The sequence below is a fragment of the Massilia sp. CFBP9012 genome, from assembly GCF_034045115.1.
Classification (GTDB): domain Bacteria; phylum Pseudomonadota; class Gammaproteobacteria; order Burkholderiales; family Burkholderiaceae_D; genus Telluria.
In genome coordinates this window covers 1-16,801 of record NZ_JAXCWM010000004.1, presented here as the reverse complement: position 1 = coordinate 16,801, position 16,801 = coordinate 1, and the positions used below count along the sequence as shown (strand labels likewise).

At 67.8% G+C, this 16,801-nt stretch carries 18 protein-coding genes and 1 pseudogene; 12 read left to right on the top strand and 7 right to left on the bottom strand.

What is annotated here, in order from left to right; all coding sequences use genetic code 11:
- Window positions 1-32 precede the first annotated feature (32 nt).
- Together SOM61_RS07205 and SOM61_RS07200 are read left to right on the top strand one after the other, a co-directional pair.
- Entirely contained in the window at window positions 33-884 is an 852-nt protein-coding gene (locus SOM61_RS07205) for a flagellin N-terminal helical domain-containing protein (protein WP_320473442.1), read from the top strand.
- A gap of 87 nt (window positions 885-971) precedes the next feature.
- Entirely contained in the window at window positions 972-1,847 is an 876-nt protein-coding gene (locus SOM61_RS07200; protein WP_320473441.1) for a hypothetical protein, read from the top strand.
- Here the strand turns inward: SOM61_RS07200 and SOM61_RS07195 are convergent.
- The 7 genes from SOM61_RS07195 to SOM61_RS07165 are packed head-to-tail and all read right to left on the bottom strand — an operon-like array spanning window position 1,844 to window position 8,186.
- Window positions 1,844-3,946, bottom strand: coding sequence for a flagellar biosynthesis protein FlhA (locus tag SOM61_RS07195; RefSeq protein ID WP_320473440.1), 2,103 nt, complete (start codon window positions 3,944-3,946; stop codon window positions 1,844-1,846). The genes SOM61_RS07200 and SOM61_RS07195 overlap by 4 nt on opposite strands.
- Entirely contained in the window at window positions 3,943-5,079 is a 1,137-nt protein-coding gene (gene flhB, locus SOM61_RS07190) for a flagellar type III secretion system protein FlhB (protein ID WP_320473439.1), read from the bottom strand. Before flhB ends, SOM61_RS07195 begins: the two co-directional genes overlap by 4 nt.
- Window positions 5,069-5,860 (bottom strand): flagellar biosynthetic protein FliR, encoded by a 792-nt coding sequence (gene fliR, locus SOM61_RS07185; RefSeq protein WP_320473438.1) that lies wholly within the window; start codon window positions 5,858-5,860, stop codon window positions 5,069-5,071. The genes flhB and fliR overlap by 11 nt, the downstream gene beginning before the upstream one ends.
- Window positions 5,861-6,130 carry a flagellar biosynthesis protein FliQ gene (gene fliQ / locus SOM61_RS07180; RefSeq protein ID WP_320473437.1) on the bottom strand — a complete coding sequence of 90 codons (270 nt, stop codon included), beginning with the start codon at window positions 6,128-6,130 and terminating at the stop codon, window positions 5,861-5,863.
- Between the two features lie 21 nt (window positions 6,131-6,151).
- Window positions 6,152-6,913 carry a flagellar type III secretion system pore protein FliP gene (fliP, locus tag SOM61_RS07175; protein ID WP_320473436.1) on the bottom strand — a complete coding sequence of 254 codons (762 nt, stop codon included), beginning with the start codon at window positions 6,911-6,913 and terminating at the stop codon, window positions 6,152-6,154.
- The gene (locus tag SOM61_RS07170; protein WP_123069102.1) at window positions 6,910-7,260 is read right to left on the bottom strand and encodes a FliM/FliN family flagellar motor switch protein; all 351 of its coding nucleotides are present in this window, start codon (window positions 7,258-7,260) and stop codon (window positions 6,910-6,912) included. The genes fliP and SOM61_RS07170 overlap by 4 nt, the downstream gene beginning before the upstream one ends.
- 5 nt (window positions 7,261-7,265) lie before the next feature.
- A complete protein-coding gene (locus SOM61_RS07165) occupies window positions 7,266-8,186 on the bottom strand; it encodes a FliM/FliN family flagellar motor C-terminal domain-containing protein (protein ID WP_320473435.1) in 921 nt (306 codons plus the stop codon).
- 329 nt (window positions 8,187-8,515) lie between these two features.
- Here SOM61_RS07165 and fliE point away from each other — a divergent pair, with 329 nt between their 5' ends.
- From fliE to SOM61_RS07115, 10 genes and pseudogenes are all read left to right on the top strand, one after another.
- Window positions 8,516-8,869 (top strand): flagellar hook-basal body complex protein FliE, encoded by a 354-nt coding sequence (gene fliE / locus SOM61_RS07160; protein ID WP_320473434.1) that lies wholly within the window; start codon window positions 8,516-8,518, stop codon window positions 8,867-8,869.
- Between the two features lie 22 nt (window positions 8,870-8,891).
- Window positions 8,892-10,592, top strand: a complete 1,701-nt coding sequence (gene fliF, locus SOM61_RS07155) for a flagellar basal-body MS-ring/collar protein FliF (RefSeq protein ID WP_320473433.1) — start codon at window positions 8,892-8,894, stop codon at window positions 10,590-10,592.
- Window positions 10,576-11,601 carry a FliG C-terminal domain-containing protein gene (locus SOM61_RS07150; RefSeq protein WP_123070441.1) on the top strand — a complete coding sequence of 342 codons (1,026 nt, stop codon included), beginning with the start codon at window positions 10,576-10,578 and terminating at the stop codon, window positions 11,599-11,601. The genes fliF and SOM61_RS07150 overlap by 17 nt, the downstream gene beginning before the upstream one ends.
- A complete protein-coding gene (gene fliH, locus SOM61_RS07145) occupies window positions 11,598-12,272 on the top strand; it encodes a flagellar assembly protein FliH (RefSeq protein ID WP_320473432.1) in 675 nt (224 codons plus the stop codon). Before SOM61_RS07150 ends, fliH begins: the two co-directional genes overlap by 4 nt.
- The gene (gene fliI / locus SOM61_RS07140; RefSeq protein WP_320473431.1) at window positions 12,269-13,585 is read left to right on the top strand and encodes a flagellar protein export ATPase FliI; all 1,317 of its coding nucleotides are present in this window, start codon (window positions 12,269-12,271) and stop codon (window positions 13,583-13,585) included. Before fliH ends, fliI begins: the two co-directional genes overlap by 4 nt.
- The gene (locus SOM61_RS07135; RefSeq protein ID WP_320473430.1) at window positions 13,582-14,073 is read left to right on the top strand and encodes a flagellar export protein FliJ; all 492 of its coding nucleotides are present in this window, start codon (window positions 13,582-13,584) and stop codon (window positions 14,071-14,073) included. Before fliI ends, SOM61_RS07135 begins: the two co-directional genes overlap by 4 nt.
- Before the next feature lie 32 nt (window positions 14,074-14,105).
- Window positions 14,106-15,500: a flagellar filament capping protein FliD gene (gene fliD / locus SOM61_RS07130; protein ID WP_320473429.1), complete on the top strand. Its 1,395-nt coding sequence runs from the start codon at window positions 14,106-14,108 to the stop codon at window positions 15,498-15,500.
- A 15-nt stretch (window positions 15,501-15,515) separates the two neighbouring features.
- Window positions 15,516-15,905: a flagellar export chaperone FliS gene (fliS, locus tag SOM61_RS07125; protein ID WP_320473428.1), complete on the top strand. Its 390-nt coding sequence runs from the start codon at window positions 15,516-15,518 to the stop codon at window positions 15,903-15,905.
- The gene (locus SOM61_RS07120) at window positions 15,898-16,215 is read left to right on the top strand and encodes a hypothetical protein (protein ID WP_320473427.1); all 318 of its coding nucleotides are present in this window, start codon (window positions 15,898-15,900) and stop codon (window positions 16,213-16,215) included. The genes fliS and SOM61_RS07120 overlap by 8 nt, the downstream gene beginning before the upstream one ends.
- Before the next feature lie 8 nt (window positions 16,216-16,223).
- Window positions 16,224-16,801: pseudogene (locus SOM61_RS07115) on the top strand (hypothetical protein); the annotation flags it as partial.

The window sequence follows — 16,801 nt, the reverse complement described above, 5'->3', positions numbered from 1 at the left end:
GACCCAGTCACCCACACCAGGAGTTTTAAAAAATGCTGAGCCTGCATACCAACGTCGCCGCCCTGTCGGCGCAGAATTCGATCTCGAAAACCCAACAAAACCTGTCGACCTCGCAGACCCGCCTGTCGACCGGCTACCGCATCAACTCGGCAATGGACGACGCTGCCGGCCTGCAGATCGCTTCGCGCCTGAAAGCCCAGACCTCGGGCATGACCGTTGCAATGCGCAACACCTCGAACTCGACCTCGATGCTGCAGACCGCCGAAGGCGCGCTGGACGAAGTCTCGAACATGCTGATCCGCATGAAAGACCTGGCAACCCAGGCCGCCGATGCATCGTCGACCGACGACGACAAGACCGCCATGCAGTCGGAATACGACGCACTGGGCCTGGAACTGGCCAACGTCCTGAAGAACACCACCTTCGGCGGCTCGACCCTGCTGGTCGGCGGCACCGTCGACGGCGCGATGACCTTCCAGATCGGCGCATCGTCGAGCGAAACCATGGAAATCGACCTGTCGGGCGACATGAGCACCCTGGCATCGGACGTGTCGGCCGTCAGCGCCAACTACAGCGCCGCCACCACCGGCACCGAACTGACCTCGTCGGCCAACGCCACCATCGGTTCGCTGGAAGACGCACTGGCGTCGGTCAACAAAGTCCGTTCGGGCCTGGGCGCTGCCGCCAACCGTCTGGAACACGTGTACAACAACTTGGCCAACATCAGCACCAACACCAAGGCTGCAACCGGCCAGATCATGGACGTCGACTTCGCCAGCGAAAGCGCCAACATGACCTCGAACCAGATGCTGCTGCAAGCCTCGACCGCCATGCTGAAGCAAGCCAACAGCCAGTCGTCGATGGTCATGTCGCTGCTGCAATAATGGCCGCACACCCGGACCTCACTCCGGGTTAAGCTACAAAGGCCAGCCCCGCGGTTGGCCTTTTTTTATTCCTGACCGGGATCGACCATGGCCAGCATCACCTTTCCTCCGCTTCCTCCGCCGCCCGCGACGCCGCTGCAGGTCGGCGCGGTGGCGCCCGCCGCCGCCGCCGCCCTGCTGGCCGGCGGCGCCAACACGCCGGCGCTGCCGTTCTCGCAGCCGCTGGCCAATGCGGCCGGCGCGCCGCCCCAGGCCGCGCCGGAAAGCGGCGCCGATGGCGCGGCAATGCGTCCCGACCAGGTCTTGATGGCGCGCCAGCTGGCCTACCCGAACCAGGATGCGGCCGGCCTGGCGCGCGCCTGGCGCGCCCAGGTGCGCAACCACGGCAGCCAGCTGACCAGCCGCGCGCTGGCGGCCAGCGCCGGCCAGCTGTCGCCGGCCCAGATGATGGCGGCCCAGCAGGGTCAGGTGTTGCGCCAGCCGGAGTTGCTGGCCGCGCACCAGGACGCCTGGCGCTTCACGGTGCACGCCCACGGCAGCCCGGCCCAGCACCTGGAAGTCATGGCCGAGGACGCGGACCAGCCGCCCGGCCGTCGGCGCCGCCCGCGCGCCGCGCTGCGCCTCGAGCTGCAGCTGGCTGACGGCTCGGTCGTGGTGATCCAGGTCGAGCCGCTGCCGCAAGGGGTGTCTATCGAGATCTGCGCACCCGACGCGCGCGCGCTGACGCGCCTGCGCTGGCTGCAGCCGGAACTGGAAACGGTATTGGACAAGGCCGGGGTGAAGGTGCTGCGCTGGCAGTACCGCGACCGCCTGCCGGCCGGGGCCAGCCACGCCATGATCGCCAACGCCGAAGCGGCGGCGCAGGCGCTGACGCCGGCCGTATTCAGGACGGTGGCCGAACTGGCGCTGCTGTTGCCGGCACAGCCGGCGCCACCAGCGTCAGAACAGCGCGACGGCGCTTAGCCCACGGTCCCGACGATCGACACGTCGCGGTTCTCGGGAATCTCGTTATACGACAGCACGTGCAGCCCCGGTGCGAACAGGCGCGCATAGCGCGCCAGCAGCGGGCGCACCTGCGGCAGCACCAGCAATAGCGGCGGCGTGTGCTGCTGCTTCATCTGCTCGCGCGCCACCGGCATATTAATCTGAAGTTGCGACAGCAGCTGCGGATCGATCGGGTAATTGTCGAGCACCACCTTGCCGCCGCCGGCCTGGCGCGCCTGGTTCAGGGAACCGAGCAGCATGTTTTCCAGCTCGGCCGACAGGTTAAACGCCGGCATGTCCTTCTTCTTGCCGAACAGGGTCGAGACGATCTGGCGCCGCAGCGCGCAGCGCACCTCGGCCGCCAGCAGGATTGGATCCTTGGTCGTCTCCGAGCTGTCGAGCAGGGTGGTGGCGATCACCACGATGTCCTTGAGCGACACGCCCTCGGCCAGCAGCACGCGGAACACGCGCAGCAATTGCGTATGGGTCAGCGCCTTGTCCAGCGCCGCCGCCAGCTTGGGCGAGAGTGCGGTCAGGCGTTCCAGGATGGCCGGCACGTCCTCGTGGCGGAACAGCTCGTGCAGGTATTCGCGCACCACCTTCGAGACGTGGGTCGCGATCGCGCTCGGCACCTCGACCACCTGGTAGCCCAGGCCCAGCGCATGCGCCTTCTGGTCGGGCGCGATCCAGGTGATCGCCATGCCGTAGGCCGGCTCGATGCCGGGCACGCCATCGAGCTCACCGTACACGTTCGGCGACGGGATCGCCAGCAGGTGGTCGGGCATCACCTCGGCCTCGGCCACCACCGTGCCCGACAGGCTGATCGCATACTGGGTGGGACGCAGCGCCAGGTCGTCGCGCACCCCGATTGCCGGCAGCAGCATGCCCATCTGCTCCGACAGGCTCTGGCGCACGCCCTTGACGCGCTTGTTGAGCGGCTCGCCCTGGGCGCGGTCGAGCATGCCCACCAGCTTGTAGCCCACCGCCACCGTCACCGGCTGCACCACCGGCAGGGCCTGCCAGTCGAGGTCGACCACGCGTTCTTCGAGCAGCGCGGCCTCGATCTTGGCCACCCCGGCATTGTCGGGCGCCAGCACCCGCTGGCCGACCTTCCAGCCGGCGAAGGCCAGCACCATGGCCGCCACCGCGAAGAACAGCCACGGCATGCCCGGCACCACCGCCATCAGCAGCATCACGCCGGCGGCCGAATACAGTACGCCCGGCTGGGCCAGCACCTGGTGGCCGACCTGCTGTTCGAGGTCGCCCGATTCGCCGATGCGGGTGACCAGGATGGCGGCCGCGGCCGACAGCATCAGCGCCGGGATCTGGGCCACCAGGCCGTCACCGATGGTCAGCAGCGCATACACGCGGAAGGCGTCGCCCAGGGCCAGGTCGTACATCAGCGCGCCGATCGCGACGCCGCCCACCAGGTTGATGATCAGGATCAGGATCGACGCGATCGCATCGCCGCGCACGAACTTCGAGGCGCCGTCCATCGCGCCGTAGAAGTCGGCTTCGGCGGCGACGTCCTTGCGCCGCGTGGTGGCCTGCTCCTGGTTGATCAGGCCCGCGTTCAGGTCGGCGTCGATCGCCATCTGCTTGCCCGGCAGCGCATCGAGCGTGAAGCGCGCCGAGACTTCCGAGATCCGCTCCGCGCCCTTGGTCACGACGATGAAGTTCACGATCATCAGGATGATGAAGATCACCAGGCCGACCACGAAGTTGCCGCCGATGACGACGTTACCGAAGGCTTCGATCACCTGGCCGGCGGCATGCGTGCCTTCGTGGCCATGCAGTAGCACGACGCGGGTGGAAGCGACGCTCAGCGCCAGGCGCATCAGGGTGGCGCCCAGGATCACGGTCGGGAACACCGAGAAATCGAGCGGCCGCTTGGCCGTCACCGCGACCAGGATCACGATCAGCGACAGCACGATATTGAAGGTGAACAGCACGTCCAGCAGCACCGGCGGCAGCGGCAGCATGATCATGCCCAAGAGCGCGATCAGGAACACCGGCGCCGCGAACTTGTGCCGTCGCAGCTCGCCGACGAAGGCGTTGAAGGTATTCGTGAAGTTCATGCTCTTGCCTCGCTCAGGTGAGGTGGAACGTCCACCTCGTTGGGGAACCGCGGGGGCGCCTGGCGCCGGCCCGTACGGAACGCATTCAGTTGCAGGACGTAGTTCAGCACCTGCGACACCGCCTGGTACAGCTGTGCCGGAATCTGCTGCTGCACCTGGCTGGTGTTGTAGATCGCGCGCGCCAGCGGCGGCAGGACAAGGGTCTCGACGTTGTTCTCCCTGGCCACCTGGCGGATGTAGAGCGCCATCTCGTCGACGCCCTTGGCCACCACGAACGGCGCCTCGGCGCGCCCGGTATCGTACTTCAGCGCCACCGCATAGTGCTCGGGGTTGACGATCACCACGTCGGCGGTCGGCACCGTGCTGCGCACGCTGCGCCGCGCCAGCTGCTGCTGCAGCTGGCGGATGCGCTGCTTGACCTCGGGCCGGCCCTCGTTGCTCTTGTGTTCATCCTTGATGTCCTGCTTGCTCATCCGCTGGTTGCGCATGAACAGGTAGTGCTGCACCGGCACGTCGATCACCGCGAACACCACGAACACCGCCACCAGCGCCATCAGGGCGTCGAAGGCCAGGCCGGCGCCAGTCGCCAGGGCGTCGGCCAGCGGCATGCGCTGCAGCTCGACGTAGGCCTTCATGCTGGCGCGCGAGACCATCCACAGCACCACGCCCAGCATCACGGCCTTGGCGAACGAGGTCAGGAAACCGACCCAGTGCTTCTGGCTGAACAGGTTGCCCAGGTTGGTGATGGGGCTGAAGCGGCTGAACTTCGGCTGCAGGTTCTTGCCGCTGGCGATGAAGCCGCCCGGCACCGCGCCGGCCAGGATGATCGCGAACGGCACCGCCAGCAGCGGCAACACCATCTGCACCAGCAGCATCACTGCGGCGCCGAACACGGTCGACAGGGCGTTCTCCATGGCGCCCTCGGCGCCCAGCGGCACGAACACCAGCCGGAACAGGTGGCGCATGTCTTCCAGGTAGGTCGGCGCCATCAGCGCGAACAGCTTGAGGCTGATCAGGATGCCGACCGCGGTCGCCAGGTCGCGCGAACGCACCACCTGCCCTTCCTGGCGCGCCTTCTTCAGCTTCTGGGCTGAGGGCTTTTCGGTCTTGTCGCCGCTGCTGTTATCCGCCACGGGCCATCCTCATCTGCTCGTTGATCATCTCGAGCACCTGGTTGGTCATCGCGACGTAGTGCTCGGGGATGAAGCGCACCAGCTGCACCAGCATCAAGAGGCCAAAGATCGTCACCAGGGCGAAGCCCAGCGAGAACAGGTTCAGGCTGGGCGCGACCCGGTTCAGGAAGCCGAAACCCATCTGCACCACGATGGTGGAAAACACGATAGGCAGCGCCAGCAGTATCGCGGCCGAGAACACCCAGCCGACGTTCAGCGCCACCGCCTCGAGCAGCATGGGCTGGAAGCCCGAACCGACCGGCCAGGCATGGAAGCTCTGGCCCAGCACCGCCACCAGCACCAGGTGGCCGTCGATGGCGAAGAACACCAGCATCGCCACCAGCGACATCAGGCCCGAGATCACGTCCGAGACCTGACCGTTGATCGGATCGTTCATCTGGGCCATCGAAAAGCCGATCTGGCTCGAGGCCAAAAAGCCCAGCATGGTCACCGCCGCCATCGCGAACTGCAGGGCCAGGCCCAGCACGCCGCCGATCACGGCCTGCTCGAACATCGCGACCACGCCGGCCAGCGAGAACGGATCGGGCATGGCGCCGCCCACGCGGGTGGTCAGGGGCAGCATCAGGAACGACAGCACCAGCGCCAGCAGCGCGCGCACCGGCATCGGGACCGCGCCGTCGCCCAGCACCGGGGCGGTGACCATCATCGCCATGATGCGGCAGAAAGGCCACCATAGGGCGCCAATCAGCGGTACTAGGTATCCGAACAGCTCGATGCCCATTCAACCCACCAGGGTCGCGGCGCGCTGGAACACCGACACGCAGTAATCCATCAGCTTGGAGGTCATCCAGTGGCCGGCCAGGATCACCGCCAGCAAGGTCACCAGCAGGCGCGGCAGGAAGCTCAGGGTCTGCTCGTTGATCTGGGTCGCGGCCTGGAACAGCGCCACCACCAGGCCCATCAGCAGACCCGGGATGACCAGCACCATCACCAGCAGCATCACGATCTGCAGGGCCTCGACCACCAGGTCGACGGCGATATCGGGACTCATGTCTCGTTTCTCCCGGATCCGCTAATAGCCGTGGATACTGCCGACCAGGGTGCTGACGGTGAGCGTCCAGCCATCGACCAGCACGAACAGCAGCAGCTTGAAGGGCAGCGAAATCACCAGCGGCGACAGCATCATCATGCCCATCGCCATCAGCACCGAGGCCACCACCAGGTCGATGATCAGGAACGGGATGAACAGCATGGCCCCGATCTGGAACGCGGTCTTCAGTTCGGACAGCACGAAGGCCGCCAGCTTGACCGGGAAACTGTGCGCCTGCGGCTGGGCGTGCAGCGGCTCGCCCGCCAGGCGCGCGACCTGGGTCAGCGAGGCCTTGCTGGTCTGGGCCAGCATGAAGCGCGAGATCGGACCTTCGGCGATGCGCAGCGCCTGCTCGAGGCCGATCCGGTCCTGGTCGTAGGGAAGGAAAGCGTCTTTCCAGACCTGCTCGCCGACCGGACGCATCACCAGGATGGTCAGGATCAGGGCGATGCCGGTGATGATCCGGGTCGGCAGGCCCTGCTGCAGGCCGAGGGCCTGGCGCAGCAGCGACAGCACGATGACGAAGCGGGTAAAGCAGGTCATCATCATGATCATCACGGGCAGCAGCCCGAGCAGGGTCATGATGACCAGGATCTGCGACTTGACGCTCATCCCGGAACTGGCGGCGTCGGCGCCGGGAATCACCCCGGCCAGCAGGTCCTGGTTCTGGGCCAGCGCCGGCGCCGAGGCCAGCAGGCCATACAGCAGCAGCGCGCCAGCGGCTGCGCGCGCGCCGCGCGTCATGGCGCGAGCATGTCCAGGTTCAGGCCGTCCAGGTCGATCACCTTCAGGCCGTACTGCTCGCCCGCGACCACCACCTCGGCGCGCCCGATCGGGGTGCCGTTGACCTTGATCACCAGCGGCTCGCCGGCCAGCGAATCGAGCGGCAGCACCGACGACGGCTGGATCTCCATCAGTTCCTGCAGCGAGACCCGGGCCGACCCGACCTCGAGGGTCAGGGTCACCGGGATACGCCGCATCATCTGCGGCAGCTGGCGTGCGCCAGTGCGCCCGGCCGTGGAGGTCGCCTGCTCGGCGGCGTCCAGATCATCGATGATCACGTCGCCAGCCAGTTGCTCGTTGAGGTTCATGTCCATTATTCGGCGTCTTCAAATGAGGTTAAACACAGCTTGCCCTTGTGCTCGGCCACCGCGGCCGTGAACAGGCGGGAATCGTCCAGCAAGACATCGGCGCGGCCGACCGAGACCGGGATCACGTCGCCGACCTTCAGGCCGAACAGCGTGGCCAGGGTCACTTCCTTGCTCACCAGGCGGCCTTCCAGCTTCACCTGCAGGTGCGTGGCCAGCGGCTCGCGCGCCATGCGCACGGCGCCGCGCATGCCATTGCGGTCGGCCATCAGGCCTTGCAGCACGTGGGCCATCAGGCCGTGGTCGGGACTGATCCACAACTGTCCTTCCGGCGCCGCCACGCTGGGGTCGTCGGTATCGCGCCGGCCATACTGGGCGCGCAGCACGACGCGGATCACCCAGCCGGCCTTGCCAGGGGCGCCCGCCGGCACGATCGAGGTCCCGGTTTTCGCCAGTTGTGGCGCGGCCGCCACAGCGGCGCCCGCCGCCAGCAGCCCTTCGGCCACCTTCTCGTCGAGCAGCGCCGCCAGTTGCTGGGCCAGGGTCGCGCCCAGCCGCTCCTCGGTCGCGGTCACGCGCTCGAGGCCGGGGTCGCGCTGCGGTGCAGCGTTCGGGCCCTGGGTGCGGCGCGCATAACGGCCTTCGAGCAGGCCCAGCAGCAAGCTGCGCTCGAATGCGACCGCGGCCAGGCCGTAAGGACCGTTCACGCCCAGCCAGCGCAGGCTGCGGTCGTCCGGAGCGCGCTCGAAGGCGAGGCTCTCGAGGCGGAACGCGCCCCAGTAGCGGCGGCCTCCGGGCGATGCCATCGCCCCCCCCAGCGCTTCGGCCAGGCGCGCCGCGAAGGACGGCAGCAGGTGTACCGGACGTCCCAGCAGGCAGGGGTCAAGCACCTGGAAATCGCGTGCACGATCTGGTTGATTAATCGACATGTTTGTTGACTGAAAATTACGTTTCGATGACAGCTTTTCATTCCCCACAGCAACAATTATACAGGGAACTCACCCGCCGAGACTTTGACATTCTTCTTTGATTTCCAACTTGCCCTACGGTAATATCATACTGTCGCACCGCAACAACTGACCCCGCTTCCTCTGGGGGTAACGGCAAAAACAGTAGCGTGACGGAAGTCAGACGGCAAAAACAAACGTTCGTTCGTTGATCGGTTTTCAAGTTTTTCTTACTAAGAACCGTTGTAAAAAGACGAAAAACGGTACCTATATGTCGCTCTCCAACAACAACGTTTTAAATGGGAACCACGATGGCAACTGAACTTGCCGGCCTGATCCGGGCCGACCTGGCGCAACTGACCAACGACGCGAACCGCCTGGCGATCGCCCCCGGCGCCAATTCCTTCGCCGAGCTGGGAGCCCACGGGGCCCAGGCCGACGCAGGCTTCTCGTTCACCCAGGTCATGAAGCAGGCCCTGGACAACGTCAACGCCCAGGACCAGGCCGCCGGCGCCCAGGTGGCCGCGGTCGAAACCGGCAAAAGCGACGACCTGGTCGGCGCCATGCTGGCGAGCCAGCAGGCAAGCCTGTCGTTTTCGATGCTGATGCAGGTTCGCAACAAGGTCATGACGGCGGTCGACGAACTGATCAAGCTCCCGGTCTGAACCATTCGAAAAGCGACATCCCGTGATCTCCTCCCTCAAGTCCGCCGTCGGCGGCAAGCTGGCCCTGCCCTCGCTGCCGCCGGCGCTGCGCAACAACCTGCCGCTGATGCTCGGCCTGGCCGTGGCGCTCACCGCCGCCATCATGATGTACCTGTGGCAGGACCAGTCCAGCTACAAGCCGGTGTTCGGCGCGCGCGAGAAAGTCGCCGCCGCCGACATGATGACGGTGCTCGAAGCCGAGCAGATTCCGTATCGTGTCCACCCCGACAGCGGCCAGGTGATGGTGCCGGCGTCGGCACTGGGCAAGGTGCGCATGCTGCTGGCCGCCAAGGGCGTGACCGCCCAGCTGCCGGCAGGCCTGGAACTGATGGACCGCTCCGACCCGCTGGGCGTGTCGCAATTCGTGCAGGACGTGCGCTTCCGGCGCGGCCTGGAAGGCGAGCTGGCGCAAAGCATCCTGACCATGGACGCCATCGCTTCCGCCCGGGTTCACCTGGCGATTGCCAAGACCAGCTCCTTCGTCACCGCCAATACCGACGGCAACTCGGCCTCGGTGATGGTCAGCGTCAAGCCGGGCCGTGCGCTGTCGAACGAGCAGGTGGCCGCCGTCGTCAACCTGGTCTCGGGCAGCGTGGCGGGCCTGAAGCCCCAGCGTGTGTCGCTGGTCGACCAGGCCGGCAACCTGCTGTCGGCGCGGGTCGACCTGGCCGACGGCTTCGAGGGCGCGACCCAGGGCGACGCCGCCTCCAGGCGCTACACCGACGAAGTGCGCGCCAACGTCAACGACCTGCTGGCGCCGATCCTCGGCGTGGACAACTACAAGCTCAGCGTCACCGCCGCGGTCGACAACGACCGCATCGAGGAGACCCAGGAAAAATACGGCGAAGCGCCGAAGGTCACCAGCGAAGCGATGCGCGAGGAGATGGAAAAGAACCGCATGGCGCTGGGCGTGCCGGGCACGCTGTCGAACCGTCCGCCGGTGCCGGCCACCCCGGGCGCCGAGGGCGACGCGCCGCAAGAGAACAACGACGACGGCAGCGCGCGCAAGAACGCCACCACCCGCCAGTACGCCTATGACCGCGCGATCACCCAGATCAAGCGCGAGCGCGGCCGCCTGAAGAAGCTGTCGGTGGCGGTGGTGCTGAACAACGCCAGCGCCGCCAACGGCCAGGCCTGGACCCCGGCCGAGCTGGCCAATATCGAGAAGATCCTGGCCGGCGGCCTGGGCATCGACGCCGCGCGCGGCGACGTGCTGGCCGTGTCGAGCCTGAAATTCCCGGCCGCGCCGGTGGCCCAGGAATGGTGGCAGGAACGCGACAACGTGGTCGACATGACCACCTACGCCCTGTGGGCGCTGGGTGCCCTGCTGGCCTACTTCCTGCTGGCCCGCCCGCTGCTGCGCGCCGTCACCACCCGCCTGGCGCCGCAACAACCGCCGCTGGCGCCGGCGACGCCGGCCCTGCCGGGCAGCGGCGCTGCCGCCGCCGATGCGGCCGATGCGGCGCCGGCCGGTGTGGCCGCCCTCGGCGCGCCGGACGGCGTGGCCACGGCCGCCCGCCCCGGCGCCGTGGTGCCGCTGCTGGAAAACTACGACCTGCCGCCGAGCGGTTCGGCGGTCGACGTCATGGTCGACCACTTGAAAGTCCTGGCTGGCAAGGAGCCTGAGCGCGTTGCCGAAGTCGTCAAACAATGGGTACAGAAAAAACATGGCCGACCAGAATAATTTTGAGGGCGACGATGACGTCGCCCTGACCTCGGTCGAACAGGCCGCGATCGTGCTGCTGTCGATCGGCGAGGAGCAGGCGGCCGCCGTGCTGCGCTGCCTCGAGCGCGACGAGCTGATGGAACTGACCCAGGTGATGTCGCGCATGAGCGGCATCAAGGTCGATGCCGTCCGGTCGGCGCTCCAGTCCTTCTTCGACGACTACCGCCAGCAAAGCGGCCTGCACGGCGCCTCGCGCAGCTACCTCAAGCGCTCGCTCGACCTGGCGCTGGGCAGCGACATCGCCAACAGCGTGCTCAACACGATCTATGGCGACGCGATCCGTCCGATGATGGCGCGCCTGCAGTACGCGTCGCCGCGCTGGCTGGCCGAATTCGTCTCCTCCGAGCACGTGCAGATGCAGGCCGTGTTCCTGGCCTTTCTGCCGCCGGCGCTGGCGTCCCAGATCCTGGAAGCGCTGCCGGTCGAGGGACGCGAACTGGTTCTGCTGAACATGGCGCGCCTCGACGAGATCGACCGCGACGTGCTGCACGAACTCGAAGAACTGGTCAACCGCTGCCTGGCCGCGCTCGATACGCAAAGCGCCAGCGTCGAGGGCGTGCGCCAGGTCGCCGACATCCTCAACCGCCTGCAGGACAACCGCGCCGGCATGGTCGAGCTGCTGCGCGCCCACGATCCCGAGGTGGTGTCGCAGATCGAGATGTCGATGTACGACTTCTTCATCCTGTCGCGCCAGACCGAGCAAGTCATCACCCGCCTGCTCGACGACGTGCCGCTGGAACAGTGGGCGATCGCGCTCAAGGGCGCCGAAGCGCCGCTGCGCGACGCCATCCTGGCCGCCATGCCGCGCCGCCAGGCCCAGAGCTTCGAAGACCTGATGCGCCGTTCGGGCCCGGTCCCGATGTCGCGCATCGAGCAGACCCGGCGCGAGATCATGGCCACCGTCAAGGAACTGGCCGACGCCGGCGAAATCGACATCCAGCTGTTTGCCGAGGCGACCGCCGAATGAAACCGTTCAGGTCCTTTCACTTCCCGCCGCTGCACCAGGTCAGCAAGGCGCGTCCGGCCGGATCGGACGGCGTCGGCTCGACCGAGGAATGGCAGAGCGCGTTGGCCGACGGCTACCGCCAGGGACAGCGCGAAGGCTATGAGGCGGGCCTGGACCAGGGCCGCGCCGAAGGCTATCCGCGCGGCGAGGCCGAGGGCCGCGAACTCGGACAGGAAGAAGGCCGCGCCGCCGCGCTGGCCCGTTTCGACGAACTGGCGCGCCCGGTCGACGCCATCCTGGACAGCCTGGGACAGCTCAAGGCCGACCTGCGCGCGGCCCAGCGCAACGAAGTGGTCGACCTGGTCGGCAAGATCGCGCGCCAGGTGATCCGCGCCGAGCTGGCGCTGCAGCCGGTCCAGCTGCTGGCCCTGGTTGAAGAAGCGCTGTCGGTGATGCCGCCGTCGCGCGACGAAGTCGAAGTGTTCATGAATCCCGAAGAACTGCGCAGGGTGCAGGAACTCGATCCCAAGCGCGCCCGCGCCTGGACCCTGCTGCCCGACCCTGCCCTGGAACCGGGCGAGTGCCGCGTGCGCTCCGGCGACAATGAAGTCGACGCCGGCTGCCAGGGCCGCCTGAAGGCGGTGATGGAGCAGGTCCACGACCAGCTCATGACCGAAGAGCCGACGCCATGATGGCCCTGGCCGATTCCTTGCGCGCGGTCGACATCGGCGCGGTGCCGGTGGCGACGCCGACCGGGCGCCTCGTCGGCGCCCAGGGGCTGCTGCTGGAGTCGGTCGGCTGCCGCCTGCATACGGGCCAGCGCTGCCGCATCGAGACCGTCGACGGCGAGTGGCTCGACGCGCAAGTGGTGGGCTTCCGCGAAAAAGTGTCATACCTGATGCCGTTCAAGAAGGCGACCGGCCTGTCCACCGGCGCGCGCGTCCTGCCCACGCCGGACAAGAGCGAGCTGATGATCGGCCCCAGCTGGCTGGGCCGCATGGTCAACGGCCTGGGCGAACCGATCGACGGCCTGGGCCGCCTCGGCGGCGACCAGCCATTGTCGACCACCCCGCCGCGCGTCAATCCCCTGAAGAAGGCGCCGGTCGAGGAACCGCTTGACGTCGGCGTGCGTGCCATCAATGCGATGCTCACCATCGGCAAGGGCCAGCGCGTCGGCCTGATGGCCGGTTCCGGGGTCGGCAAGTCGGTGCTGCTGGGCCTGATCACGCGCCAGACCGTGGCCGACGTGATCGTGGTCGGCCTGATCGGCGAACGTAACCGCGAGGTGCGCGAATTCGTCGAGCGCTCGCTCGGCCCCGACGGCCTGAAACGCGCCGTCCTGGTGGTGGCGCCGGCCGACGAAAGCCCCCTGATGCGGGTGATGGCGACCGAGATGTGCCATGCAGTCGCAGCCCATTTCCGCGACCGCGGCCAGAACGTGCTGCTGCTGTGCGATTCGCTGACCCGCTACGCGATGGCGCTGCGCGAAGTGGCGCTGTCCCTGGGCGAACCGCCGGCCACGCGCGGCTATCCGCCGTCGGTGTTCTCGAACATGCCGCAGCTGGTCGAATCGGCCGGGAATGGAGAACAGGCTCGAGGCAGCATGAGCGCCATTTATACGGTGCTGGCCGAAGGCGACGACCAGCAGGACCCGGTGGTCGACTCGGCGCGCGCGATCCTCGACGGCCACATCGTGCTCACGCGCGAGCTGGCCGAGCGCGGCCACTACCCGGCGATCGACGTCGCCCAGTCGATCTCGCGCTGCATGGCGCAAGTGGTGCCGCAGGAACACGCGCTGGCCGCGCGCAAGCTGAAGGCCGCGATGGCGCGCCATGCGCGCGTGCGCGACCTGATCCCGCTCGGCGCCTATGTGCCGGGCGCCGATCCCGAGACCGACCGCGCGGTGCAGCTGCAGCCGCAGATCGAAGCCTTCCTGTGCCAGGGAACGCGTGAGGAAGCCCCCATGGATGGCTGTGTCGATGCCCTGAAAGCGATGATGGAATGAAGCGAGAACACACGATCCGCAGCATCGGCACCCTGGTGCAACTGCGTTCGACCCAGGTTGACCGCCTGCAGGCCGACCTGGCCAGCCAGGAAGCGACCCGGATGCGCTACCAGAACAACCTGGACCGGCTGGCCGCGCTGGCCGAAGGCAGCGGCGCCTCGGGCAATGCGCGTGGCGCGAACGGCGCCAGCGGCACCACATCGCTGCTGTCGCCGGCGCTGGCCCTGAACTGCGGCGCCTACAAGCAGGGCGTGCTGGCGCTGGCCGACAGCCACCGCACCGACCTGTCGCTGCACGAGGCGAATATGGCGGTGGCGCAGGGCCGCCTGAAGGATGCCTGGGTCCGGCGCGAGCTGCTGGGCAAGGTGCTGGTGCGCGAGCAGGATGCGCATGCGGCGGACAAGGAACGCGCCACCAGAAAGCGCGAAGACGATATCGCCACCCAAGCTTGGATGGCCGGAAAAACGGGCGGCCAGGCCGCGGCTTGAGCCAAGCATACGAATAAACCGAGGAGCAATTCATGGCAACAGCAATCAGCGCCCCAACCTACGATCCGATTCCGACCGCGAACGACCTGGCCGACAAGTACATCGCCTCGCGCCAGGCCATCCTGACGGCCCAGAAGTCGGCCGCCAACGCCACCGAGAAGGGCCTGGCCGACCTCAGCTCGGCCCTGTCCGCATTCCAGGCCAGCCTGGCCTCGCTCACCGGTCTGAACAAGACCATGTACGCGCAGTCGGCGGTATTCGGCGACACCACCCTGGGCAGCGCGAGCGCCACCTCGACCGCGGCGGCCGGCACCTATTCCTTCTTCGTCAAGCAGCTGGCCGCACCGAGCCAGGTGTCGTACACCGGCCTGACCGACAGCACGGGCGTGGGCGGCAAGCTGACCGTCAACATGGGCGGCGCCGCAGCCTTCGAAGTAGACATGGCCAGCGCCGACGCCGACGGCAACGGCACCCTGACCCCGCGCGAAATCGCCGCCGCGATCAATGCCGCGGCCAACAACGGCGGCAAGGTTACCGCCTCGATCGTCAACACCAACGGCACCTCGGAACTGGTGCTGACCTCCAAGGAAACCGGCGCCAACACCGCGCTCACGCTCGACACCAGCCTGCTCACCGGTACATCGAGCCTGGCCGCCGCGAATGCCGACCCGGCGCGTCGCCGCGTGCTGTCGCTGGCCCAGGACGCCGAGATCCGAGTCGGTTCCGAGACCGGCACCGTGATCACCCAGGCCACCAATACCTTCACCGCCATCGACGGCGTCAAGATGACCTTCACCAAGGCCCAGGCCAGCGGCGAGGCGCCGGTGACCCTGACCGTGGGACCGGACGACAAGGCCACCACCGCCAATGTGCAGGCCTTCGTCGACGCCTTCAACAAGCTCAGGACCACCCTGACCAAGCTGACCTCGGGCAACGACCCGGCCACCAAGGCGGACGACGGCGCCTTCGCCCGCGACGGCGGCGTGCGCGCGCTGAACGACCGCCTGACCGCCCTCTTGCGTCCTGGCAGCGGCGACTCGCTGGCCACCTTCGGCATCATTGCCAACCGCAGCGGCACGCTCGAGCTGAACGCCGACCGCCTGCTGGCCCAGCTGGCGCGCAACCCGAATGGGCTGGACGCGGTGATCGGCGTGGCCTCGGCCTCGAACCCCACCGGCGTCGCAGGCGAGCTGGACAAGTACCTGAAATCCTGGAGCAACGGCGTGGACGGCCAGATCAAGCAGCGCCGTGAACAGAACGGCAGCCTGCAGACCCGCCTGACGGACAAGCAGTCGCTGCTCGACCAGCAGCACCGCGCCGCCTACGACCGTTACCTGAAACAGTTCACCGACCTGCAGACCATGCAGGGTGTGATGAATTACAACGTGAGCTTGTTCGATGCCCTGTTCGGCAACGACAAGGATTAAGAAAGCCCGACCAACATGTCCTATCAGGAAGCCTACGGCAGCTACCACGCCGTCAATCTGGACGCGCAGACCTCGCGCGCCTCGCCGGTGGAACTGGTGCTGCTGCTCACCGACGGCCTGCTCGACGAACTGGCGCGCGCACGCGCCCACATCGTCGCGCGCCGCTACGAAGCCAAGGCGAAAAGCATCGACAAATGCGTCGAGATCATCAACGGCTTGTCGAGCTCGCTCGACTTCGAGAGTGGCGGCGAGACCGTCGCCAACCTGGCCACCATCTACGAGTTCTGCGCCACGCGCCTGCACGGCGCCAGCATCAAGCTCGATCCGGTCATGGTGGACGAGGTGGTGCAGATCCTGACCACCATCCGCCAGGGCTGGAAAGGCGTACAGGAACGCAATGGATAGGACGCCCGTCATCGAGCGCCTGGCGGCGCGCCTGCGCGACGCCAGCGCACGCGCCGACTGGGACCTGCTGGGACTGGCCGTGCGCGAGCTCGGGCCCCAGGTCCAGGCCCTGGCCGAGCGCGGCGCCTGGAGCGCGCGCGAACGCGCGGCCCTGGCCGGCCTGCGCGCGGCGCACGATGGCGCGGCCCAGGCCAGCGCCGAAGCCGCCGCCGGCCTGCAGGAACTGCTGGGCGACTTGCACGACAACAAGGAAGGCCGCATGGCCTATGCCCTCGCGGGCGAACTCGAACCGGGCAGCATCACACAATGAACTTCTCCATGAATAGCGCGATGAATGCCATGAATGCGGTCGGCAATACCGCCGCCAGGGCCACTGCCAACGGCGCGCCGCTCAACGCTGCTACGGCGGCTACGGCGGACACGGCAGCGCCGATGACGGCGCTGGCGCCGGGCGCCGGCGCGGCCCTGCCGCAGCCGGCCGCCCAGGTGCTGCCGTTCCAGCACTGGATCGCGGCCGACGGCGCCATGCCGGCACCCGACGCGGCCGCGCCCGTTGACGCCGCCGCGCCCGAAGCCACGCCTGGGGACAGCCCGACCGAGCAGCAGGAAGACACCCTCGTCGCCGAGCAGGCCGTGGTCATCGACGCCGCGCTGGCCGCGATGACGCCGCAGGTCGCGCCGGCCGCGCTGCCGGCCATGATGATGGCAATGCCGGGCGCCAAGCCGGCCGCCAACGACGGCAGCACGGCGCCGGCCACCGCTCCCGCCGCTGCCGTGGCCACCGTTACCGATGCGGTCGCGGCGCTCGAGGCCCAGCCGGCGGTCGCCACCCGCGCCGCGCCGGAAGCGCCAGTCGTGCCGCTGGCGGCCGCACCGGCCGCGCCACGCGCCGACGC